The sequence below is a fragment of the Pseudomonas sp. FW305-3-2-15-C-LB1 genome (genome assembly GCF_058787615.1).
This window is the reverse complement of record NZ_JBYSZX010000026.1, coordinates 23,907-45,512: the sequence shown is the minus strand read 5'-3', so window position 1 is coordinate 45,512 and position 21,606 is coordinate 23,907. Positions and strand designations below refer to the sequence as shown.

The window sequence follows — 21,606 nt, the reverse complement described above, 5'->3', positions numbered from 1 at the left end:
GTTAGAATACCGGCCTGTCACGCCGGGGGTCGCGGGTTCGAGTCCCGTCCGCTGCGCCATATTCGGTCACCTGGAACACTGAACGCCAGGTCACCCCAGGAAGCCCGCTCATTGAGCGGGCTTTTTTTCGTCCGCGATTTGACCTCCCTTGCCTTGACGTTGTGCACTGCCTATTCGCCCTGAACTGTGCTGGTGCGTCATGACGTGAGGGAATACCCCCATGCACATTGGTCGATTGCGCCCCTTGCGGCTTAAACGTTTATCTATAGCCACGCGAAGACTTCCAGGCGAGTCATCGGCAGCAGGAGGCTGCGGTGCCCGCTCTCCAACATAAAAATAGTCTGCAAGGGGAATGGCTCTAGATGAAATATCCACTGCGTCCGTTGGTGTTCTGGCCAACTTTCCTGATCCTGCTGGCGGCGGTGATCGCTAGCTACATCGATCTGAATGCGTTCCTGGCGATCAGCAAACAGCTCAACAACCTGATCCTCAAAAACTTTTCCTGGCTGTTCAGCGCCGGCTCGTTTGCCATGGTGGTGCTGACCGCCATCGTCTACTTCTCCGCGCTGGGCAAGGTGCGTATCGGCGGTGAAGATGCGCAGCCTTTGCTGAGCAAATGGCGCTGGTTCATGGTGGCGTTGTGCACCACGCTGGCGGTGGGTGTGCTGTTCTGGACCACCGCCGAACCGCTCTACCACTTGTACGGCCCACCCACCAGCCTGCCGATTGAGCCCGGCAGCGCGGCGGCGAAGAGCTTTGCCATGTCGACGATGTTCCTGCACTGGACCATTACGCCCTACGCGATCTACCTGGTGCCCTCGCTGGTGTTTGCCCTGGTGTTCTACAACCGCCGCAGCCGTTTCTCCATCGGCGCCATGCTTGAGCCGTTGCTCGGTGAAGTGCGTGTTCGGCGCTATGCCGGGCTGATCGACACCCTGGCGATGTTCGCCCTGGTCGCCGGTATGGCCTCGTCCCTGGGCACAGGCGCGCTGACCCTGGCCGGTGGCCTGGCCCAATACATCGGCGGTGAAACCACGCCGTTCCGCCTGGCCATCATCATTGCAATCATCGTCATCACCTTTGTCGCCTCGGCCGCCAGTGGCTTGCAAAAAGGCATTGTGATGCTGTCTTCGTTCAATACCTGGATCATGCTGGCCCTGGGACTGTTCGTGCTGTTGTGCGGGCCGACCTTGTACATGTTCAGCCTCGGCGTCGAATCCCTCGGCGTCTACCTCGACACCTTCTTCAGCCGCAGCCTGTTCACCGGTGCTGCCAGTGGCGACACCTGGCCGCACAGTTGGACGGTGTTCTACTGGTCGGTGTGGTTTGCCTGGGCACCGGTGAGCGCGCTGTTCCTCGGCAAGATCGGACGTGGCTATACCGTGCGCGAGTTCATCCACATCAACATGCTCTACCCGGCGTTGTTCACGGCGGTGTGGATCTGCATCTTCTCCGGCACCAGCCTGTATTTCGATGCGCTGGGCGACGGCAGCCTCAACCGTGTGCTCAACGAACAGGGCGTGGAACACGTGCTGTACCAGATGTTCCAGCAACTGCCAGCCAGCGGCCTGATGATCGCGTTCCTGCTGTTCGTGGCGTTCATCTCCTTTGTGACCGCGGCAGACTCCAGCACCGACGTGATTGCCAACCTGTGCAGCAAGGGCGTGACTGCCGATTCCGACCTCGACGGCAACCCGCTGTTGAAGATTGTCTGGGGCCTGATCATCGGGACGGTGTCGTGGGTGATGGTCGCGTTTGTCGGGGTGGACGGGGTGAAGATGCTCTCTAACCTCGGCGGTTTGCCGGGCATGATCCTGGTGTTGCTGGCCAGTACCTCGCTGATCTTCTGGTTGAAAAACCCCGACTTGCTGGACGTGAAACGCCTTCAGCGGACACCTGAAACGGAACTGCGTGGCGCCAGCCCTGTGCCCGATTTCGCCCGCTGATCGACTGAACTGCTGTTGGAGTTACTGATGGAAATCGTTACTGAATTTGCTTACACCGTGCGCGAAATCGAGCACTGCCTGATCCCCTTGAGGGACGGCACCCAACTGGCCGCACGCATCTGGCTGCCGGAAGTCGCCGACCCGCAGACCTTCCCGGCGATCCTGGAATACCTGCCATATCGCAAGCGCGATGGCACCGCCGTGCGTGATGCGTTGACCCACCCGTGGATGGCGGGGCAGGGCTATGTGTGTGTTCGCGTCGATATGCGTGGCAATGGTGAGTCCCAGGGCCTGATGGCCGATGAATATCTGTTGCAGGAACAGGAAGACGCCCTTGAAGTGATCGATTGGCTGTGCCGCCAGTCTTGGTGCGATGGCAACGTCGGCATGATGGGCATCTCCTGGGGCGGCTTCAACGGCCTGCAAGTCGCGGCACGCCAACCCGAGGCGCTGAAGGCGATCATCACGCTGTGTTCCACCGATGACCGCTTTGCCGACGACATCCACTACAAGGGCGGCAACCTGCTGATGGAGAACTTCGGTTGGGCCGCCACCATGCTCAACTTCAGCGCTGCGGTGCCCGATCCGCTGTTGGTCGAGGACTGGAAGAGCCTCTGGCACCAACGCCTGGACGCCATGCCGTTGCTCGCCGAAACCTGGCTGCAGCACCAGACCCGCGATGACTACTGGCGCCATGGCTCGGTGTGCGAGGGCTATGCGCAAATCAAGGCTGCGGTGTATGCGGTGGGCGGCTGGGGCGATGCCTACCGCAATACCGTGTCGCGCCTGATGGAAAACCTGCCGGGGCCGAAGAAGGCCATGCTCGGCCCGTGGATTCATAAATACCCGCATTTCGCGGTGCCCAATCCGGCCATCGGCTTTCTGCAGGAGGCCAAGCGGTGGTGGGATCACTGGCTCAAAGGTGTGGATAACGGCGTGATGGATGACGCGGCGTGCACCTTTTACCTACAGGATATTCTGCCGCCGAAGGGCAGTTATGCCGAACGGCCGGGCGTCTGGGTACAGACCGCCGGCTGGCCGGACCCTCAGGTGCAATGGACCGATTTCAGCCTGGGCGAACATGGCCTGAATCCTGGAGCACAGCCTTTGGTCACGACGCGCAGCATTTGCTCGCCGCTGACCACGGGCCTGCACCAGGGCGAATACTGCGCCATCTGGTTTGGCCCGGACGGCCCGACGGATCAGCGCCGTGATGACGCCCACTCGCTGTGCTTCGATTCCCAACCGCTGACCGAGCCATTGGCGTTGCTGGGCGATGCTCGCCTCAAGCTGCGCCTGGCGAGTGACACGGCCTGCGGCCAATTGGTCGCCCGGCTGAATGCCGTGGCACCGGACGGGCAGGTGACGCAGATCAGTTATGGCGTGCTTAATCTCACGCTGCGTGAAGACTTCTCCCGCGTAACACCTGTAGTCCCGGGTGAACCGATGGATGTGCATCTAAACCTCGATCACATCGGCATGCGCCTGCCGGCCGGTTACCGTCTGCGCCTGGCCCTGAGCACTGCGAGCTTCCCCTTGCTGTGGCCGAGTCGCGAGCTCACGACGTTGACCTTGCTGCCGGCCCTGCAAAGCCTGCAACTGCCGGTGTTCATCGGTGCGGCGGTGGACTGCCCGTTCGAGGCGCCGCAATCGGCGACGCCGGTGGCGATGGAAGTCCTACGCGCCGCTGCGCCGAAACGCACCCTGATCGAAGATGTGGGCAGTGGCGAAGTCTGCGTGAAGATCGAAGACGACCTGGGCGCGGTACGGTTTACCGATCACGGCTTGTCGGTGGACCAGCGTTGCACCGAGCAATATCGCACCTTGCCTTGGGACCCGCTGTCGACGCGGGCGGATATCGAATGGCACTACCGCGTCGGCCGTGACCAGTGGGCCGTGGAGGTGGAAAGCCATTTGAGCGTGCACGCCGATGCCGAGTGGTTCTACATCGAAGCGGAGCAGACCGCCTGGGAGCAGGGCCAGTTGGAACATCGTCGGCAATGGAGCAAGCGCGTGGCGAGGGTCGCGCTGTAAGCGGGCAACTGGCAGGATGCTTGCCATCGTGATCGCTGCGGGCCTGGGGCAACTCGGGCTCGCCATTGCCAATGGAACTGTTCATGTCGCGCCGAAACGTCGATCTTCCACCGCTCAACTGCTTGCAGACGTTCGAGGCGGCTGCCCGCCATTTGAGCTTTACCCAGGCCGCCCATGAACTGAACCTGACCCAGAGCGCGGTCAGCCGTCAGGTCAAGCGCCTTGAAGAGGACCTGGCCCGCCCGCTGTTTTATCGACTGGCCCAGGGCCTGAGCCTGACGCCCGCCGGTGTGCGTTACTTCCGTACCATCCAGCGTCTGTTGCGCGAGCTGGATCGCGAGTCCGCCGAGTTGCGTCGGCGTGGCGCCGACCGCCAGTTGACCCTGGCCAGCACCCCCACCATCAGTACGATCTGGCTCGCCGGCCTGTTACCGCAATTCCAGCGCGAACACCCGGACCTGGACATTCGCATCCTGTGCAGCGAAAGCCCCAGCCATCTGGACGTCAGTGAATATGACCTGGGCCTGTTCTATCACCTGGATGAACTGGCCGCGCCCCATGGCCTCGAGCTATCGCCGGTGTTCGACAGCGAGCAGGTCATCACCGTGTGCAGCCCGGTCTACCTCGAACACCACGGCCCGATTCGCGATATACACCATTTGCTGCATGCCCACACCTTGCTGATCGTGGAGGACCACTACCACGATTGGCTGACCTGGGCCGATTGGTTCACCGATGCCGGTGCCGACTATTACACCCCGCGCCACGCGTTGCGGACCAACAGCTATCAACTGCTGATGCAGTCGGCGGTGATGGGCCACGGCGTCGCACTGGGCTGGAAGAGTCTGCTGGAAGACGATCTGGCGTCCGGGCGCCTGCAAATGGCCTTGCCTCATACCATGCACAGCCGGGGCCGCCTGCATCTGATGCAACCCCACCACCGCAACCCGCCGTCGGCTGCGCGCAGTTTTCGTCAATGGTTACTGGCCAAGGCTGCCGAGGTCGAGTGATCTGGCTGAAGGTCAACGTTGGCCGGTTTTTTTCTTGCGCGTCTGACGCGTCGCCAAGTGCTCGAAACAAAAAGACGCGGTGCCGAACACTGCAATCAGGGTGAGTACGAGCATGCCGAGGGTTGAGCTTTCCACGGTGTTTTCCTACAGGTGATGGAGTAGGTCTTCACGGTAGAGGCGGGGAGAAAGCGGCTCAATAGACCCGACGCAATCCTTATACGGGCGGGCCTATTGTTACGCACTTTTTACGGGGCGTTGCGGCTGTGGCGGTAATCGCTGACCGCTTCATACACCGCCTTGCGCAAGCGGTTGATGCCGCCGATGGGGCGATGCTCTGCTACGCCGAACCAGGGGTTGAACGACTGGTTGTCGCACGCCAGGTTCTGCTCGGGGGTATCGAAGTCCTGCGCCGGGATCCGCACCTTGGCCACCGTCTCATACGGCGCGTCGCTTTCCTTCCACTCGATGCTGGTGTCTTCGATGGGCATGAATTTCTGCGGGTTCTGCCGCTGGATCTGCAGCACGAAACACGCCGGCACGCGATCGGTAGACAACTGCTGGCTCAAGGCACTGCGCAGGAAATTCGGCAGGTCCTGATTCTGTTTGGGCAGTGCGTATTCCGGGCAACTTTGTGGGTCGGGGGCCACGCGGAACTTGGCGTTGGCCGCGCCGAACTTGTAGGGCGAGACCGAAAAGTACGTGGTCTGTGTCGGGCTCGCCGGTGCCGGCGCCAGGGTGGCCAGGGCGATGAACAGGTGACGGACCTGCCAGGTACGCGGGTCGACCTTGGGGAAGAACGCCAGGACTTTCTTGCCATCCGCCTGGGCGCCGATGTTCTGTGCGTACTCCGCGACATCACTGACAAAGAAGTTCGGGTGGCTGAACATCACGAAGTCCTGTTCGGTGCGGGTCTGCTGGTCGGCCAGCAGTTGCTTGCCCGGCACGTCCAACAGCTTGAGCGCCATGCCCCGTGCATCGCGGATGCTGTCGAACTGCGGGTAGGCGTTGCCGTTGGACAGCCGCATCAGCGCCTGCCAGGTCTTGCCCGGCTCGGCAAACACGCCCTGGCGCAGCGCCGGATCGAGGTCGGCCATTACGCTGACTTCGGCCTTCACGCAGCCATGGGCCTTGGCGTGGGCGTCGCGCAGGTAGCGCGTGCCTTCGCGGTGCTGGTCGACGATGCGCACCGCCGTCTGGATGATGCCCTGGGTCATCGCCGCTTCGCCGGGCGGAACCTGCTCATTCGGCGACACCGGCCCGCTGTGCTGCCAGGCATACCAGGCGGTAGCGGCCAGCCAGCCGAGCAGGCCGATGCCCACCAGCCAGACTAAGGTCTTGCCGAGAAACGCACCCATGCGCAGCCACAGGCGGGCAAGCAGGGAAGGTCGGTCGTAGGGGGATCGAATCATCATGGCAGTTGTTGCTCCAGCGGGCCGCCCAGCACTTTGAGGTATTCCAGCAGCGCCCAGCGTTCCTGCGGTTGCAGGTAACGGCCGATCACGCCATTGCCACGTTGCCCGGCACGGAATTCGTGGCCGCTGTTGTGGTTGCCGGTGATTTTGGTATCGAACAGGAAGGCATTCTTGAACGCACCGGTCTCGAAGCCCAGATGACGCGGATCGTAGTTGAAGGTGCCTTTATAGAAGGTGGTGCTGCGCTCGTCCTGAGGCGAGAGCAATTGATAGATCGTCGGCACCGAACCGTTGTGCAGGAACGGCGGCGTAGCCCATACGCCAGCCAATGGCCGCGCCTTATAGGCCCGCAGCTCGCGCACGCCGATGGGCAAGCCGTAGCCATCCAGGCGCGGACGCTCGGCCGGGGTCACGCCGGCGGCACGGTAGGCATGCTCTTCGACAAACGCGGTGACGTAGGCGAGTCCCTTGGCCACGGACATCTTTTTCAGGTCCAGCGGTTCGGTCGGCGTCGGGTGCAGCTCGACGTTGAGTGTGGCCAGTTCCGCCGGGTCCCATTGCAGGGCGCTGAGATCGTAGCGTTGGTCGGCAATGTTGCTGGCAGTACCGGGGTCGGTGCCGATGTAGTCCACCGGCAGCATTTTAAGCGCCTGCACCGGGCGGCCGTGTTCCTGGGTGACGCTGGGCACATGGCAGCCGGCGCAGTTTTCCGCGAACAGTGCACGGCCCTGGGCGGCGAGGGGCCTGTCGATGGCGCCGAACAGCTCCTCGGGCCAGGTCGGCGGCTTGAGGCGTTGCAGGGTTTCTTCGATGAGGTTGAGGTCACGCACGCGGACGCTGGACGGGTAACGCGCATCGCCCTGGAGTGGCTGGCCGGCGGCGTCGAAAAAGCTCAGCGTGGCGCCGACACCCAGGGCCTCACCGATATTGCGCGCCATGGGTTGCTGGGCCGAACCGTTCCATTGCACCCAATCGAAAGTCCAGATGTCCCACAACTGCGGGTAGTCCACCGGCGCGTTGGCGACGCGATAATTGTCGGGGGAAATCGCATCGCCAAAGCTGGCGTTGGCGATACGGCCAAACGCGTCGGTGCGGCCCGGGCCTTCCTCGGTGGGGTAGAGGCCGCGATGGGTGTCATTCCAGGCCACCTTGAGGAACTGGTTCAGCGATTGCTTGAAGTCCTGGCGCAGTTGTTTGTGTTCGGCGTCGTAGCGATCGCCGAGCACTTGGCGGGCAAAACGCTCGAACTTCCACGGGTTGTAGTAGGTGGCGGCGAGGCTGGCGACCAACGCCTGGCCGAAACTGCCGCCGCGCAGGGTCGGAACGCTGGAGGGCAGTACATGCTGGGCCGAGCCGCCGTCGATGCGCAGGGCCTGGCCTTTGAAGTGCAGCTCGCCGGTATGGCAGGCGGCGCAGGTGATATCCAGGTATTCAACGTTGCTGCCGGCGTTTTTATGCCGGGCGAAACCCACGGGCAAGTTGCCGGGGTTTTGCACGGTGGGCACCTGCCTGGGGTCGACCAGGAAACCGAAGCGCGCCAGGTAGTCGGGCGTGGCAAAACGTCGCTCGGAAAACGGCAGTTCGAGGGCGGTGAACCAGTCGTAGTGCAGGCCTTTCACTTGCGTGCCCTGGGGCGTGAAGTAATAGGTCTGGCGGTCGGCGGCACTCCATTGGTCCTGGTAGTGGACCTGCTCCACAGGCACGTAGTCCGGCAGCTTGGGGTTGATGGTGTAATAGAGCACCACGGCCAGCACCAGGGCCAGCATGGCGAATATCAGGAGTAAAACACGGGAAAAAATGCGCAAGATGGCTGTCCTTGTCTCGGCCTTGTCGAGTGGTCGCGTTGTTATGCCACTACGCCACAAGGGCGGCAAGTGGCCATGAGCCTGGTAGTAGGTGGCTCCACGATCCGTCGCGGCCCTGCATCATGAATGAAAATGCTTTTAAACACGTGAACTTATCGGAAGTTTCCTGCTCACATGCCGGTAGCCATTGGTCGTGGCCGCCTGATAAGCTCGCGACTTTATTCGAATGCCCTTTTGGCGCATGAACAAGGAAATAGCATGAAACAGCATCGGTTGGCGGCGGCGGTGGCCCTGGTTAGCCTGGTACTTGCGGGTTGTGATTCGCAGACCAGCGTAGAGCTGAAAACCCCGGCGCAGAAAGCTTCCTACGGTATCGGCCTGAACATGGGCAAGAGCCTTGCCCAAGAAGGCATGGATGACCTGGATTCCAAAGCGGTAGCCCAGGGCATCGAAGATGCGGTCGGCAAAAAAGAGCAGAAGCTCAAAGACGACGAACTGGTTGAAGCGTTTGCCGCACTGCAGAAGCGTGCCGAAGAACGCATGACCAAGATGAGCGAAGAGTCGGCAGCCGCCGGCAAGAAATTCCTCGAAGATAACGCCAAGAAAGACGGCGTTGTCACCACCGCTTCCGGTCTGCAGTACAAGATCGTGAAGAAGGGCGATGGCGCCCAGCCCAAGCCGACCGACGTGGTGACTGTTCACTACACCGGCAAGCTCACCAACGGCACCACCTTTGACAGCTCCGTGGATCGCGGCAGCCCGATTGACCTGCCGGTCAGCGGTGTGATCCCGGGTTGGGTCGAAGGCCTGCAACTGATGCACGTGGGCGAGAAGGTCGAGTTGTACATTCCTTCCGACCTGGCCTACGGCGCACAGAGCCCGAGCCCGGCGATTCCAGCCAACTCCGTGCTGGTCTTCGACCTGGAACTGCTGGCCATCAAGGACCCAGCCAAGGCTGACGCGCCTGCTGCACCAGCCGCCAAGAAGTAATCGGCGCCTGAACATACAACGCCCCGTCTCGACGGGGCGTTGTTGTTTCTGTGGTCAGCAAGCCCTCTCCCACATCAGAGCCTGGCGAATTCAAACGAACGTCTGCAACCTCCAACAGTCTGATATAAGACTCGAGTACGGGTAGCCGCACATCAACGCCAAGTCAATGAAATCTTGGGTTTTTTTTCAGTGCGCAAAAAACGCCCGATCTGACTGCAAGCCTTGTACTACGTGGCTTTCAGCCCGGAAAACAGGCTCTGTTCACAAGGTTATCCACAATTTGTGTGGATAACCTTTTATGTCATATGGAACTGGAGTGACGAATGAAACCACCGTTCAATTTCACCCGTTTCCTGCCCATGGCCGCACGCCTTCTGGGTCGCGGGCGCTTGCCTACGCTATTGTTCGCGGTCGCTGCCAAGGGCTCGAACCAAGGCAATCGCCTGGGTAAGCTCAAGGATGATCTCAGGTTGCTCCAGGCCCTGTGCCTGGCTTACTGGCGCGGTGAGTACCGGGCCATCAGCCCCAAGGCGCTGATCTCGGTGGTGGCGGGGCTGATGTATTTCCTCAGCCCGATTGATGCGATCCCCGACTTTATCCCCATGTTCGGCATGCTCGACGACATTGCCGTGCTGGCATGGGTCATGAAAACCCTGGACGGCGAACTGAGCGCGTTTCGCGCCTGGCGCGACGCCCAGCGTCCGGAAAAGCTCGCCGTGGTTGAGCGGCTGCCTGCGACGCCCGCGCTGCTGGCCCAGGAAAACCCGCAAAAAAACCCATGACCTGGCTATCCCCTGCGACCTTTGTGGCTGTTAGGATTACACTCCTAAGGAAAGAGCTTACTTAGTAAGTGCAGTTATCCTACGGGGCAGTCATGGATATTCAGATAATTTCACGCAATGGCGAACCCGAATACGCGGTGTTGCCATGGGATCAGTACCAGGCGTTGCTAAAAGCGGCCGGTCAGCAACAGCCTACGCCACCTCCTTCCGTATCGACTGCCCAAGCCGCCCCTGCGCAGGATCTGCGCCTGCTCGCCGACCTGCGCGGCTTGCGCGAAGCCAAAGGCCTGGCGATCGAGACCCTGGCCCGCACCGTGGGCATCAGCCCGTCATATCTTGGATTGATTGAAAGTGGTGAACGCCAGCCGGATGCCGCGATCCGCCGCAGCCTGGCCTGGGAATTGGGCGTTGCAGGTTGGAGGGATGAATCTTGAGCCTACGTATCAGCCGTCAACACTGGGATGGGTTACTCAACGAACTGGACCAGGCGCGCCGCCAGCGCCATTTGCTGACCTACCGCGCGCTGTTGGAGCGCCTGCAATTTCCCACTCCGGCCATGCAAACCCTGGCCGCTGCCCTGGAACACCTGGCAGCGCTGGACGCCAAGGCCGAGCAGCCATTGCGCAGCTCGCTGGTGATCAGCCAGGGTGCCAGCCGTTTGCCGCGTACCGGTTTCTTCGAGTGCGTAGAGCGCCTGGGGCGTTTCAGCGGGCCGTCCGATGGCGTGGCCGCCGCCTCCTGGCACGCTTCGGAAGTGGTGCGGGTGTTTGAATACGAGTATCCCGAGTCCGCCGAGGCTTAAAGCGCCTGGGGCAGTGCGTCCATGCTGTCGATCACATGGATGCTGTAGCCGGCCATATCCTTGGCATGGTGTTTGGCTTGCGACGCCAACTCCGCCAACTGGCTGGCATCGAGTTGTCCACAGGCCTGTGGATACAAATGCACCACCCCGATGGACAGCGACAGCAGTGCAAACTCCTGGCGCACGCCCTGGCGGTTCAACGCCACGAAACAGCCGGCCTCCAGATGCTCGGCGCGGTAGAAGCGCCGGCATTGGGTGTGGAAGTCATCCAGCAGCTGGTTGAGCCGCTTGCGCCAGTCCTGCGGGCCGAGCACCAGCAAAAAGTCATCACCGCCGATATGCCCGACAAAGTCGCGGCTGGGATCGACGCGGTCGTTCAGGCACTGCGCCAGGCACAGCAACACCTCATCCCCACGCCCATAGCCGTAGATGTCGTTGAACGGCTTGAAACTGTCGATATCCACGTAGCAGATCACCGACTCGCGCTGCTGTTGCAGAAGACGTGTTAGGCACTGCTGGATCGGCACGTTGCCGGGTAGCAGGGTCAGTGGATTGGCGTAGCGCGCCTGCTGGATTTTCCGTTCGGTGATCAGCTTGAGCACATCGATCACCCGGCCCAGACCCAGGTAATCGCCATTGAGGGTGATGATGAAGTCTTCTTCGATACGTTGCCGCGCACGGCTGGTGAGCAGGCGGCTGACCTGTTGCAGCGACTGGCTCAACTCCACCGCCAGGAAGTCGGTGCTCATCAAGCGGCTGATGGGCTTGCGTGCAAACAGGTCGGTGGCGAACGGCTTGAGCAGCGCATCCGACAGCGAATGCCGGTGCACGATACCGATCGGGTGCCCACGCCCGTCCAGCACCGCCAGGGAATTGAGGTTGGCCTGGCGGCGGAACGCTTCGAGTACCTGGGCGGTGGCGGTGTCCTGGTCCACCGCCGGCTGTTCGCTCAGCAGGGCGCTGAGGTCGCTGCCTTCATCGTTCAGTGCCACATTGGAACTGTCGGGCTTGGGCAGCATGAGGCGGGCTTCCTGCGGCGGTTGCTCCTGCGGTCGGCACAGCAGGTAGCCCTGGACCAGGTCCACACCCATTTCCGTCAGCACCGCCAACTCCTCGTGCAACTCAATGCCTTCGGCAATCACCTGGGCGCGCGACGCCTTGGCGATCTGCAGGATGGAGCCGACAAACTCGCGCTTGAGCGCATCCTGATGGATACCGTCGATAAAGTGCCGGTCGATCTTCACGTAATCCGGACGCAGCTCCGACCACAAGCGCAGGCTGGAATAACCGGCGCCCAGGTCATCCAGGGCAATCGAGAAGCCCATGTTGCGGTAGTGATGCAGGGCGGTTTGCAACAGGTCGATATCGTTGGTGGGGGTTTGTTCGGTGAGTTCGATCACCACCTGGCTCGGTGGAATGCCGTAGTCATGCAGCAGTTGCAGGGTGCGTCCCGGTTGGTGCGCGGTTTCCATCAGGGATTGAGGCGAGACGTTGAGGAACAGCTTGCCCGGTAGCTTCTGCTCGCTGAAGCGCCGGCACGCGCTTTCGCGGCAGGCGATCTCCAGTTCACTCAGGCGTCCGGCCTGGCTGGCCACGGAGAACAGGGCGACGGGGGAGTGCAGCGGGCTGTTGGACGGGCCGCGGCTGAGGGCTTCGTAGCCGAGAATGCGCCGTTCAGACAGGCAGATGATCGGTTGGAACAGGCTGTGCAAACTGCCTTGAGCCAAGATAGAGCCCAATGCATTCAGCTGTTCGGTCATGGTCATGGCGATCTCGATCGAAAAAAAAGGACCGCAGGCTTGAAACCTGCGGTCCTTCATTTCACGACAGAATGATGTCTATATGATGACACTCCAAGGAGCGATCACATTAAATCGCCATCATTTACTGCTTGGCCACCTGCTTGCTGATCTTCAGGTAGTCCAGCAGGATCCGGCCGGTCTCGGCCAGGTAGGCGTCGTCTTCCGGCTTGGTTTTTTCCGCTTCGGTCGGCAGCGCATCTTCGTCTTCTTTCTTCAGCTCCTTGAGTGGATCCTCACCCTTGGCCTTGCGGCGGATGTTTTCCAGTACGAGTTGCTTGTTTTCGATGTCGGCATGCTGCGCGCGACGGTCCACTTCGTTGAGGCTGACGGTTTTTTCTTCCATCAACTTCTTGGCCAGGGCCAGCTTGTCGCGGATGAACACGAACTCGGCATCCTTGGCGGAGCGGGTGTCGTGGTCAGCCTTCAACTGCGTCAGGAACGGCTTGAACGGATCCGACGCCGGCTTGATCGCCGGGCGGATGGTGTCCCACGGCATGGCTTCCGGCAGGGCGCTTTCGCCGATTTCCTTGGTGTCGATGATCGACGGGAAATCGATGTCCGGCAGTACGCCCTGGTGCTGGGTGCTCTGCCCGGAAACCCGGTAGAACTTGGCCAGCGTCAGTTTCAGCTCGCCATGGTTCAGCGGCTGGATGGTCTGCACGGTGCCTTTGCCGAAGGTCTGGCCGCCGATGATCAAGGCGCGGTGGTAGTCCTGCATGGCGCCGGCGAAAATCTCCGAGGCCGAGGCCGAGAGGCGGTTGACCAGCAAGGCCATCGGGCCTTTGTAGAAGGCGCCCGGGTTCTCGTCTTCCAGCACGTCGACACGGCCATCCGCGTTGCGTACCAACACGGTCGGGCCCTTGTCGATAAACAAGCTGGTCAGCTCGGTGGCTTCCTGCAGGGAGCCGCCGCCGTTGTTGCGCAGGTCGATGACCACGCCGTCGACTTTTTCCTTCTGCAGTTCGGTGAGAATTTTCTTCACGTCGCGGGTGGTGGATTTGTAGTCCGGATCGCCGGCACGGAAGGCCTTGAAATCCAGGTAGAAGGCCGGGATCTCAATCACGCCCAGCTTGTAGTCCTTGCCATCCTGCTTGAGGTTGAGGATTTTCTTTTGCACAGCCTGGTCTTCGAGCTTCACCGCTTCACGGGTGATGGACACGATCTTGCTGGTCTGGTCGTTCGGTGCATTGGTGTGCGGAATCACTTCCAGGCGCACCACGCTGCCTTTCGGCCCACGGATCAGCTTGACCACTTCGTCCAGGCGCCAACCGACCACGTCGACCATCTCTTTGTCGCCCTGGGCCACGCCGATGATCTTGTCGGCCGGAGCGACCTGCTTGGTCTTGTCGGCCGGGCCTGCCGGTACCAGGCGCACGATCTTGACCTGATCATTGTCGCTTTGCAGGACGGCACCGATGCCTTCCAGCGATAGACTCATGTTGATATCAAAATTTTCCGCGTTATCTGGCGACAGATAATTGGTGTGCGGGTCGTAGGACATCGCGAAGGTGTTGATGTAGGCCTGGAAGATATCTTCGGCACGGGTCTGGTCCAGGCGCGCCAACTGATTCTTGTAGCGCTTGGTCAACAGCTCCTGGATGGCCTTGGGCTCTTTGCCGGCGATCTTCAGGCGCAGCACTTCGTCCTTGACGCGTTTGCGCCACAGGTCGTCAAGCGCGGCGGTGCTGGTCAGCCAAGGTGCGTCCTTGCGGTCCACCAGAAGGTTTTCCTTCTGGGTGAAGTCGAGCTTGTCGACGCCTTTGTCCAGCTCACCCAGGGCGAAGTCCAGACGCGCTTTGACGCGGTCCAGGTAACGCTTGTAGATGGTGAACGCGGGCTGCAGGTCGCCGCTCTTGAGGAAGTCGTCGAACTGGGTCTTCCACTTGTCGAACTCAGCGATATCGCTGGCCAGGAAGTAGCTGCGCGACGGGTCCAGCAGCTTGAGGTAGCTGTCGTAGATGATCACCGAGCGAGCGTCGTCCAGCGGCGGCTTGCTGTAGTGATGGCGCTTGAGCAACTCGACGACGTTAAGGCTGGCAATCACCTCATCGCGATCAGGTTGAAGATTGTCCCAGCTGTTGGCTGCGAACGTATTGGTCGACATCGAGGCGAAGCCGAGACCAATGAATAGAGCGAGGGCGGTGCTGGGGAACAGATGCTTCATGCTGATTCGACGCGGGGGCAATTGATAACGCATATTAGGCCGTCTTTGAGGGAGCCGGTTCCATATGGTCCGGTCGCATAATGCAAAAAGCCCGGCGATACAGCTACGGGCTCAGTCCAGACTCACTATGGAGGCACTGTGAAAGCATTGCAAGGCGTTGACGGTCATGTGGAGTGGTTGGAAGAACCCGGTCCTACTTGCGATGTAGGGCAAGTTCGTATTCGTGTGGCGGCAGCGGGCCTCAATCGCGCCGATTTATTACAGCGGGCGGGGCTCTATCCGCCGCCGCCGGGTGCCAGCCACGTGCTGGGCCTGGAGTGTTCCGGGGTGATCAGCGAAGTGGGCGCCGGCTCGTCCTGGCAAGTCGGTGACCGGGTTTGCGCACTGCTCGCCGGTGGCGGCATGGCCGAGGAAGTGGTGGTGGATGCGCGCCACGTGCTGCCGGTTCCGGAAGGCCTGTCGCTGGTCGAAGCGGCGGCGCTGCCCGAGGTGTACAGCACGGCGTGGCTGAATCTGTTCCAGTTGGCGGGCCTCAAGCCCGGTGAAAAGGTACTGCTGCATGCCGGCGCCAGCGGCGTGGGCTCGGCGGCGATCCAGTTGTGCAAGGCGTTTGGCAGCCCGTGCTGGGTCAGCGTCGGCTCGGCAGAGCGCCTGACCTATTGCGAGGAGCTCGGTGCACAGGGCGGCGTGGTGCGTACCGACGGCATCGAGGGGTTGCGGGATTTCGGGCCGTTCGATGTGATCCTCGACCCGGTCGGTGGCAACTATGCGGCGCTGGACCTCAAGCTGCTGGCCCTCGATGGTCGTTGGGTGTTGATCGGCTTGATGGGCGGGCGTGACGCGCAACTGGACCTGGCCCAGGTACTGGGCAAGCGCATTCAGTTGCTGGGCTCGACCTTGCGCAGCCGCAGTGATCAGTTCAAGGCCGACCTGCTCAGCGACTTGAGCCAGCATGTATGGCCGCTGTTTGTTGAAGGGCGGCTGAGCCCGCAACTGGCGAGGACCTTTGCAATCAGGGATGCCGAAGCGGCGTTTGCCGAGCTTGCGACCAACCGGATTTCCGGAAAGCTGGTGTTGGTGATCGACGAAAGTTTGAGCTGAATGCGGTCAATGTGGGAGGGGCGGTGCGACGATAGCGCTGGGACAGTGAAGAATTCTTCATCTGACACACTGCCATCGGGGCAAGTCGAATCGTCGCACCGCCCCTCCCAGATGTTGATCTCGGTTCAATCAGATCCAGTGATGGATCGGCCAGCCGGCTTTTTCGGCATGCTCGCGCAGCACCGGGTCCGGATTGACCACTTGTGGATGCTCCACCTTCAGCAGCAACGGCAAATCATTGCGCGAATCCGAATAGAAGTACGCGCCGTCCAGTGTTTCACCTTCCTGCGCCAGCCATTCCAGTAAACGCGTGATCTTGCCTTCACGGTAGGTCAACACACCCTGAGTATGGCCGCTGTACACGCCGTGCTTTACTTCAAGCTCAATCCCCAGCACCTCATCAATGCCGATCCGCGCCGCAATCGGCGTAACCAGGTGCGTGCCCGAGGCGGAGATCACCAGGATCCGGTCGCCATTCGCACGGTGGCGGGCGATGGTCTTGGTGGCGTCGCTGTAGATCAGCGGCTCGATCACATCCTCGACCCACGGCTCCACCAAGTGCTCGATTTCCTCCGGCGTGCGGCCGATCATCGGCTCCAGGCTGAAGTCCATGAAGTCTTCCATCTTCAGCTGGCCCTGGCTGTAGGCGGCCATCAATTCGTTGTTCCTGCGCATGAACGACTCAGGGTCGACCCAGCCCAGGCGGCCCATCTGCTCGCTCCACAGGGTGGCGCAGTCGCCATGGATCAGGGTGTCGTCCAGATCAAAAATTACCAATGCCATCCGTCACGCTCTCTCAATAATCGTCGCTGCTCAGGCTACTTCACACAGGGCGCTGGGGTCGATGGAAAGTGCCAGGCGTTGCCCATCCGGGTGCAAGTCGTCGGCCGAGCGGTTTAGCACGTCCACCACCAGTTCCACGCCGCGCGCTTCGATGCGGTAGCGAATCACGTTGCCCAGCAGGCTGTGGCTGCGAACCAAGGCGTCCAACTCGCCATTGCGGCTCAGCTCGATGGCTTCCGGGCGGATGGCGATACGGCTGTTGATCGGGCGTTGCAGCAATTGGGTGGCCTTGTCGGCATCCAGCAGATTGTAGTTGCCGATGAAACCGGCGGCGAATACGTCCACTGGCGCGGTGTAGAGGGTCTCGGCATCACCGCTCTGCACGATCTTGCCCTGGTTCATCAGGAAGATCCGGTCGGACATGGTCAGGGCTTCTTCCTGGTCATGGGTCACAAAGATCGTGGTCAGCCCCAGCTCGCGCTGGATCTGGCGGATCTGCTCGCGCAGGTGCTTGCGAATCCGCGCATCCAGTGCCGACAGCGGCTCATCCAGCAGCAACAGGCGCGGGCGCGTGACCAATGAGCGGGCGAGGGCCACGCGCTGGCACTGGCCGCCGGACATCTGGTGCGGGTAGCGACCGGCGAGGTCCTTGAGTTCTACCAGTTGCAGGACTTCCTGCACGCGCTTGTGGCTGTCGTCGGCGTTGACCTTCTGCATGCGCAGGCCGAAGGCGACGTTCTGTTCCACGGTCATGTTGGGGAACAGTGCATAGCTCTGGAACACCATGCCGATATGGCGTTTCTGCGGGCTCAGCGGGACGATGTCCTGGCCATCCAGCAGGATTTTGCCACTGTCCACCGAGGTCAGCCCGGCGATGCAGCGCAGCAGCGTGGACTTGCCGCAACCGGACGGGCCGAGCAGGGTGACGAACTCGCCCTTGGCGATTTCGCAGTTGATGTCACTGAACACCGGGGTGCCGGCGTAGCTTTTTTGCAGGTGTTGGACGCTGACGAAGCTCATTGGCTTTTGTCCTTGTTCAAGATATTGGCGGCCCAGGTCAGCACCAGCACAAAGAAGAAGTAGGAAATCACGACGGCACTGGTGAAGTGGCCGCTGCTGTTGCGCATGTTGTTCAGGTAGACCTGCAGCGTTTCGTAGCGCGTACCCACGAGGATATTGGCGAACACGAACTCACCGAACAGGAACGAGAACGACAGCAACAGTGCCACCATCAAGCCTTTGCGCAGGTTGGGCAGCACCACCAGGATCGCCGCCTGCCAGGTGCTGGCGCCAAGCAGCTGGGAGGCGTCCATCAGGTCGCGCAGGTTGATCGCCTGCAGGTTGTTGGTGATCGCCCGGTACATGAACGGCAGTGCCACGGTGAAGTAGCAGCCGATCAAAATCCACGGCGTGCCCACCATCGCAAAGGGACCTGAGCCATACAATTGCAGCAGGCCCACCGACGACACCACGGGCGGCACCGCGAAGGGCAGCAGGATCAGGATGTTCATCAGCGCGTCGAGTTTGGGAAAGTGGTAATGCACCACGAACAGCAGCGGCAAAATCAGCACCACCGACAGCACCAAGGCGCCCACGCACACCAGCAACGATTGCCCGAAGGCCATCAGGAAGCGCGGGTCGCTCCACAGCTGCACATACCATTTCACCGTGAAACCAGCGGGCAGGATCGTTGCCGACCAACTGCTGGCGATGGAATAGACGAAGGTGCCGATCAGCGGCAGCACCAGGATCGCAAACAACAGGCACACCACCACGCGGTGGTAGAGGGAGGCCGGGCCGGCTTCAGCGCGAGACATGGTAGCTCCTCTTGAGCAGCAGTTGATGGACCACGGTGACCACGGTCATCAGCGCCACCAGCACCACGGCCAAGGCACTGGCCAGGTTCGGGTCGAGGGACACGTCACCGGAGACCAGGCCCGCGATGCGGATCGGCAGCACGTTGAAGTTGCCGGTGGTCAGCGCATACACCGTGGCATAGGCCCCAAGGGCGTTGGCCAGCAGGATCACGAAGGTGCCGAGCAGGGCCGGGGTGAGCACCGGCAAGCCGATGTGTCGCCAGAACTGCCAACCGTTGGCACCCAGCAGCGACGCCGACTCACGCCAGTCCTCGCGCAGCGCATCGAAGGCCGGGTACAGCAGCAGTACACCGAGGGGAATCTGGAAATAGGTGTAGAGAATGATCAACCCGGTCTTCGAATACAGGTTGAAGTCCTGAATGATCCCCGCCTGCTTGAGCATGATCGTAATGCTGCCGTTGAAGCCCAACAGGATGATGAAGGCGAAGGCCAGGGGCACGCCGGCAAAGTTGCTGGTCATGTTGGCAAAGGCGGTGACGAAGTTGCGCAGCGGCGAATCCACCCGACGCAGGGAGTAACTGCCGAGGGTGGCGATGATGATGCCGAACACGCTGGAGTAGAAGCTGATCTCCAGGCTGAACTGGATGGCTTGCAGGTAGAACTTCGAGCTGAAGATGCGCGTGAAGTTTTCCACGCCCCAGCCAGCCTCTTCGGTTTGCAGGCTGTTGATCAGCACCCATACCAACGGGGCGATTTCGAACACGATAAAGAACAGTGCGAAAGGCACCAGGCACAGCAGCGCCAGCCATTTGCCTCGGATCATTTCAACAGCTCCCGGCATACAGGTTTGTCGTGGGGTACGCCCAGCAGCTCACAGACGGTGCCGCACAGCTCGGTCTGTTTCGGTGCGGCGCGGCTGTCCAGGCTGAACGCAGTCCCCAGCACAAACAGCGGCACTTCGCGTTCTTCGGGGAGCAGGCCGTTGTGGGAACGGTCGTTGTTCATGCCGTGGTCGGCGGTCACCAGCACCTGGTAGCCGGCGTCGAGCCAGGTGTGCAGGTAGTCGGCCAGGATGATGTCGGCCGAGCGTGCGCTGTTGCGGTACTGGGGGGTGTCGAGGCCGTGCTTGTGGCCGGCGTCGTCGATGTTCATCGGGTGCACCAGCAGGACGTTCGGCGCGTGCTTGAGGCGCAGGCTTTCGGCGTCGGCGAACAGGTGGGAATCCGGGTAGTGGTCATTCCAGTAGAAATGCCCGTGCTGGATCGCCAGCGCCGGGTCGTCGGTATGACGGTCGCGGGCGGCGAGAAAGGGCGTGCGGTTATACAACTCGCTGACCCAGTGATAAGCCGCCGCCGCGGTAGTGAGGCCGGCGTCGGTGGCGTAATGGAAGATGCTGCGCTGGTTGGACAGGCGCGAGACGTTGTTGTGCACGATGCCGCTATCGATCGGCGCTACACCGGTGAGAATGCATTCGTACAACGGGCGGGACAGGGCGGGCAGTTCACATTCCAGTTTGTACAGGGCTGCGCGTCCTGCGCCGACATAGGCCTGCAAGTGCCCCATGGCGTGCCGCGCAACCTCGAAGTTGAGGCCGTCGAGCACGACAAGGATGACATTGTGCTTCATGGGGGGAGGCGCTCCGCAACGATGGACTTGGCTCGATATTCCTGATGCATCTGGGTTCAAGTGTGGGAGGGGCTTGCCCCCGATAGCGGTGTGTCAGTTTGAATATCTGTCACTGATCCACCGCCATCGGGGGCAAGCCCCCTCCCACATTGGATCTCCAGTGGAGTCCAATGTGGGGTGGCAGGCTTACTTCATCTCTACGATGACTTGCTCGTTCCACAGCTGGGGCAGCTTCTTGGACGTGGCTTCCCAGGCATCGGCATCCTTGATCGGCTGCGGGTTGGCCTTGGTGTACTGCTCGCCCGGGATCAGGTTCTTGGCGATCTCGGTCGGCAGTTTCAGGTCGGTTTCAGCACGGATCGGACGCGCATTGCCTTTGGCCAGGTTGAGTTGGCCGGCGTCGCTGAAAATGTACTCGCGGGTCAGCTTGGCGGCGTTCGGGTGCTTGGCGTATTTGTTGATGAGGGTGGTGTAGCCGGATTTCACCGAGCCATCCGATGGGATCAGCACCACGTAGTCATCCGGGTTGGCCATCTTGGCCTTGTAGCTCAGGCCGTTGAAGTCCCAGACCACGCCCACTTCGACTTCACCTTTTTCCAGGGTGGCGATGGTCGGGTTGGACAGTGAGAGGCGGCCTTGCTGGGCGATCTTGGTGAAGAATTGCAGGCCGGGGGCGATGTTCTTTTCGTCGCCTTTATTGGCAATGGCGGCTGCCAGTACGCCGTTGGCCGCTTGCGCCGCAGTGCTTACGTCACCGATGGAGACCTTGTATTTGCCGTTTTGCAGGTCAGCCCAACGGGTGGGCACTTCAGAGCCGTGCAGCAGCTTCTTGTTGACGATAAACGCGATGGTGCCGGTGTAGGCCAGGGCCCAGTGACCGTCCTTGTCTTTCGCCCAATCCGGGACCTGGGCCCAGGTGGACGGTTTGTACGGCTGGGTCACGTCCTGCTTCACCGCAATCGGCCCGAACGCCGCGCCCACGTCGCCGATGTCGGCGCTGGCGTTGTCTTTTTCAGCCTTGAACTTGGCGATTTCCTGGGCCGAGCTCATGTCGGTGTCGATGTGCTTGAGGCCGTAGGTCTTGGCCAGGTCTTCCCAGGTGCCTTTCCAGTTGGCCCAGTCATCGGGCATGCCGACGCTGTTGACAGCGCCTTCTGCCTTGGCGGCAGCTTCCAGGGTTTTTAGATCGGTATCAGCGGCCATGGCGGCGGTGCACATGGCAATGGTCGAGCCTAACAGTGATGCCAGGAAAAGCTGTTTCATCCGAAGCTCCTTTGGGCGTTTTCAACGCGGCGGTTGTTTCTGCGGTGTTGTTGGTCTAGGTCAGAGCAATACCTGAGCCAATCTAGGCTCGATGGATGACAGTTTCATGTCGATGTCGTTTTTAAAATGCTGATGTCGCTTGTCGCAGAGTCAGCGTAGACCATGCTCAAGTGCCCGTGGGGAAGGGACTTGGCCGACGTATTGCAGGGTGTGCTGCGACGGCTGCACACGGACTGTCATCTGTCGGTCATCTGTACTACCTAGGCTGG

Annotated in this window: 19 protein-coding genes; 8 read left to right on the top strand and 11 right to left on the bottom strand. The window is 61.2% G+C overall.

Annotation, left to right across the window (positions count from 1 at the left end; genetic code table 11):
• Nucleotides 1-362: 362 nt before the first annotated feature.
• From AC3WP7_RS28875 to AC3WP7_RS28865, 3 genes are all read left to right on the top strand, one after another.
• Entirely contained in the window at nucleotides 363-1,946 is a 1,584-nt protein-coding gene (locus AC3WP7_RS28875) for a BCCT family transporter (protein ID WP_102592996.1), read from the top strand.
• 27 nt (nucleotides 1,947-1,973) lie between these two features.
• Complete coding sequence (locus AC3WP7_RS28870) at nucleotides 1,974-3,980, top strand: CocE/NonD family hydrolase (RefSeq protein WP_102592995.1); 2,007 nt, start codon at nucleotides 1,974-1,976, stop codon at nucleotides 3,978-3,980.
• Between the two features lie 83 nt (nucleotides 3,981-4,063).
• Nucleotides 4,064-4,990: a LysR substrate-binding domain-containing protein gene (locus tag AC3WP7_RS28865; protein ID WP_058427309.1), complete on the top strand. Its 927-nt coding sequence runs from the start codon at nucleotides 4,064-4,066 to the stop codon at nucleotides 4,988-4,990.
• A gap of 12 nt (nucleotides 4,991-5,002) precedes the next feature.
• Here AC3WP7_RS28865 and AC3WP7_RS28860 read toward each other — a convergent pair whose 3' ends face one another.
• From AC3WP7_RS28860 to AC3WP7_RS28850, 3 genes are all read right to left on the bottom strand, one after another.
• Nucleotides 5,003-5,125, bottom strand: a complete 123-nt coding sequence (locus AC3WP7_RS28860) for a hypothetical protein (protein ID WP_256572963.1) — start codon at nucleotides 5,123-5,125, stop codon at nucleotides 5,003-5,005.
• Between the two features lie 110 nt (nucleotides 5,126-5,235).
• Complete coding sequence (locus AC3WP7_RS28855) at nucleotides 5,236-6,402, bottom strand: catalase family protein (protein ID WP_102592994.1); 1,167 nt, start codon at nucleotides 6,400-6,402, stop codon at nucleotides 5,236-5,238.
• Nucleotides 6,399-8,207 carry a di-heme-cytochrome C peroxidase gene (locus tag AC3WP7_RS28850; protein ID WP_102592993.1) on the bottom strand — a complete coding sequence of 603 codons (1,809 nt, stop codon included), beginning with the start codon at nucleotides 8,205-8,207 and terminating at the stop codon, nucleotides 6,399-6,401. The genes AC3WP7_RS28855 and AC3WP7_RS28850 overlap by 4 nt, the downstream gene beginning before the upstream one ends.
• Before the next feature lie 258 nt (nucleotides 8,208-8,465).
• Between AC3WP7_RS28850 and bamJ the strand changes: the two genes are divergently transcribed.
• The 4 genes from bamJ to AC3WP7_RS28830 all read left to right on the top strand — a co-directional run bounded on the left by bamJ (nucleotide 8,466) and on the right by AC3WP7_RS28830 (nucleotide 10,781).
• Nucleotides 8,466-9,197, top strand: coding sequence for a BamJ family beta-barrel-assembly machinery protein (bamJ, locus tag AC3WP7_RS28845; protein ID WP_071492256.1), 732 nt, complete (start codon nucleotides 8,466-8,468; stop codon nucleotides 9,195-9,197).
• A 323-nt stretch (nucleotides 9,198-9,520) separates the two neighbouring features.
• Complete coding sequence (locus AC3WP7_RS28840; protein WP_093514450.1) at nucleotides 9,521-9,979, top strand: YkvA family protein; 459 nt, start codon at nucleotides 9,521-9,523, stop codon at nucleotides 9,977-9,979.
• Between the two features lie 92 nt (nucleotides 9,980-10,071).
• Nucleotides 10,072-10,413, top strand: coding sequence for a helix-turn-helix domain-containing protein (locus AC3WP7_RS28835; protein WP_093514451.1), 342 nt, complete (start codon nucleotides 10,072-10,074; stop codon nucleotides 10,411-10,413).
• On the top strand, nucleotides 10,410-10,781 hold the full coding sequence (locus AC3WP7_RS28830) for a hypothetical protein (protein ID WP_005786715.1): 372 nt from the start codon (nucleotides 10,410-10,412) through the stop codon (nucleotides 10,779-10,781). The genes AC3WP7_RS28835 and AC3WP7_RS28830 overlap by 4 nt, the downstream gene beginning before the upstream one ends.
• Here AC3WP7_RS28830 and AC3WP7_RS28825 read toward each other — a convergent pair.
• A complete protein-coding gene (locus tag AC3WP7_RS28825; protein ID WP_071492291.1) occupies nucleotides 10,778-12,547 on the bottom strand; it encodes a bifunctional diguanylate cyclase/phosphodiesterase in 1,770 nt (589 codons plus the stop codon). The two genes, AC3WP7_RS28830 and AC3WP7_RS28825, sit on opposite strands and share 4 nt — an antisense overlap.
• 118 nt (nucleotides 12,548-12,665) lie before the next feature.
• On the bottom strand, nucleotides 12,666-14,747 hold the full coding sequence (locus tag AC3WP7_RS28820) for a carboxy terminal-processing peptidase (RefSeq protein WP_170856108.1): 2,082 nt from the start codon (nucleotides 14,745-14,747) through the stop codon (nucleotides 12,666-12,668).
• A gap of 138 nt (nucleotides 14,748-14,885) precedes the next feature.
• Between AC3WP7_RS28820 and AC3WP7_RS28815 the strand changes: the two genes are divergently transcribed.
• Nucleotides 14,886-15,848, top strand: coding sequence for a zinc-binding dehydrogenase (locus tag AC3WP7_RS28815; protein ID WP_102592992.1), 963 nt, complete (start codon nucleotides 14,886-14,888; stop codon nucleotides 15,846-15,848).
• Nucleotides 15,849-15,977: 129 nt separating this feature from the next.
• On the opposite strand, the gene AC3WP7_RS28810 is transcribed toward AC3WP7_RS28815, so the two are convergent.
• The 6 genes from AC3WP7_RS28810 to AC3WP7_RS28785 all read right to left on the bottom strand — a co-directional run bounded on the left by AC3WP7_RS28810 (nucleotide 15,978) and on the right by AC3WP7_RS28785 (nucleotide 21,337).
• Complete coding sequence (locus AC3WP7_RS28810) at nucleotides 15,978-16,631, bottom strand: HAD family hydrolase (protein ID WP_092248005.1); 654 nt, start codon at nucleotides 16,629-16,631, stop codon at nucleotides 15,978-15,980.
• 30 nt (nucleotides 16,632-16,661) lie between these two features.
• Entirely contained in the window at nucleotides 16,662-17,651 is a 990-nt protein-coding gene (locus AC3WP7_RS28805) for an ABC transporter ATP-binding protein (RefSeq protein WP_092248008.1), read from the bottom strand.
• Nucleotides 17,648-18,448 carry an ABC transporter permease gene (locus AC3WP7_RS28800; protein WP_092248011.1) on the bottom strand — a complete coding sequence of 267 codons (801 nt, stop codon included), beginning with the start codon at nucleotides 18,446-18,448 and terminating at the stop codon, nucleotides 17,648-17,650. Before AC3WP7_RS28800 ends, AC3WP7_RS28805 begins: the two co-directional genes overlap by 4 nt.
• Nucleotides 18,435-19,271, bottom strand: coding sequence for an ABC transporter permease (locus AC3WP7_RS28795; protein ID WP_092248014.1), 837 nt, complete (start codon nucleotides 19,269-19,271; stop codon nucleotides 18,435-18,437). Before AC3WP7_RS28795 ends, AC3WP7_RS28800 begins: the two co-directional genes overlap by 14 nt.
• The gene (locus AC3WP7_RS28790; RefSeq protein ID WP_102642520.1) at nucleotides 19,268-20,074 is read right to left on the bottom strand and encodes an alkaline phosphatase family protein; all 807 of its coding nucleotides are present in this window, start codon (nucleotides 20,072-20,074) and stop codon (nucleotides 19,268-19,270) included. Before AC3WP7_RS28790 ends, AC3WP7_RS28795 begins: the two co-directional genes overlap by 4 nt.
• Before the next feature lie 186 nt (nucleotides 20,075-20,260).
• A complete protein-coding gene (locus AC3WP7_RS28785; protein ID WP_092248020.1) occupies nucleotides 20,261-21,337 on the bottom strand; it encodes an ABC transporter substrate-binding protein in 1,077 nt (358 codons plus the stop codon).
• Nucleotides 21,338-21,606 lie beyond the last annotated feature (269 nt).

Coding starts and splice junctions, on each gene's coding strand:
- AC3WP7_RS28835 (WP_093514451.1), top strand. CDS start 10,072: ATGGATATTCAGATAATTTCACGCAATGGCGAACCCGAATACGCGGTG.
- AC3WP7_RS28810 (WP_092248005.1), bottom strand. CDS start 16,631: ATGGCATTGGTAATTTTTGATCTGGACGACACCCTGATCCATGGCGAC.
- AC3WP7_RS28870 (WP_102592995.1), top strand. CDS start 1,974: ATGGAAATCGTTACTGAATTTGCTTACACCGTGCGCGAAATCGAGCAC.
- AC3WP7_RS28795 (WP_092248014.1), bottom strand. CDS start 19,271: ATGATCCGAGGCAAATGGCTGGCGCTGCTGTGCCTGGTGCCTTTCGCA.
- AC3WP7_RS28805 (WP_092248008.1), bottom strand. CDS start 17,651: ATGAGCTTCGTCAGCGTCCAACACCTGCAAAAAAGCTACGCCGGCACC.
- AC3WP7_RS28865 (WP_058427309.1), top strand. CDS start 4,064: ATGTCGCGCCGAAACGTCGATCTTCCACCGCTCAACTGCTTGCAGACG.
- AC3WP7_RS28840 (WP_093514450.1), top strand. CDS start 9,521: ATGAAACCACCGTTCAATTTCACCCGTTTCCTGCCCATGGCCGCACGC.
- AC3WP7_RS28875 (WP_102592996.1), top strand. CDS start 363: ATGAAATATCCACTGCGTCCGTTGGTGTTCTGGCCAACTTTCCTGATC.
- AC3WP7_RS28800 (WP_092248011.1), bottom strand. CDS start 18,448: ATGTCTCGCGCTGAAGCCGGCCCGGCCTCCCTCTACCACCGCGTGGTG.
- bamJ (WP_071492256.1), top strand. CDS start 8,466: ATGAAACAGCATCGGTTGGCGGCGGCGGTGGCCCTGGTTAGCCTGGTA.
- AC3WP7_RS28785 (WP_092248020.1), bottom strand. CDS start 21,337: ATGAAACAGCTTTTCCTGGCATCACTGTTAGGCTCGACCATTGCCATG.
- AC3WP7_RS28820 (WP_170856108.1), bottom strand. CDS start 14,747: ATGAAGCATCTGTTCCCCAGCACCGCCCTCGCTCTATTCATTGGTCTC.
- AC3WP7_RS28825 (WP_071492291.1), bottom strand. CDS start 12,547: ATGACCATGACCGAACAGCTGAATGCATTGGGCTCTATCTTGGCTCAA.
- AC3WP7_RS28790 (WP_102642520.1), bottom strand. CDS start 20,074: ATGAAGCACAATGTCATCCTTGTCGTGCTCGACGGCCTCAACTTCGAG.
- AC3WP7_RS28855 (WP_102592994.1), bottom strand. CDS start 6,402: ATGATGATTCGATCCCCCTACGACCGACCTTCCCTGCTTGCCCGCCTG.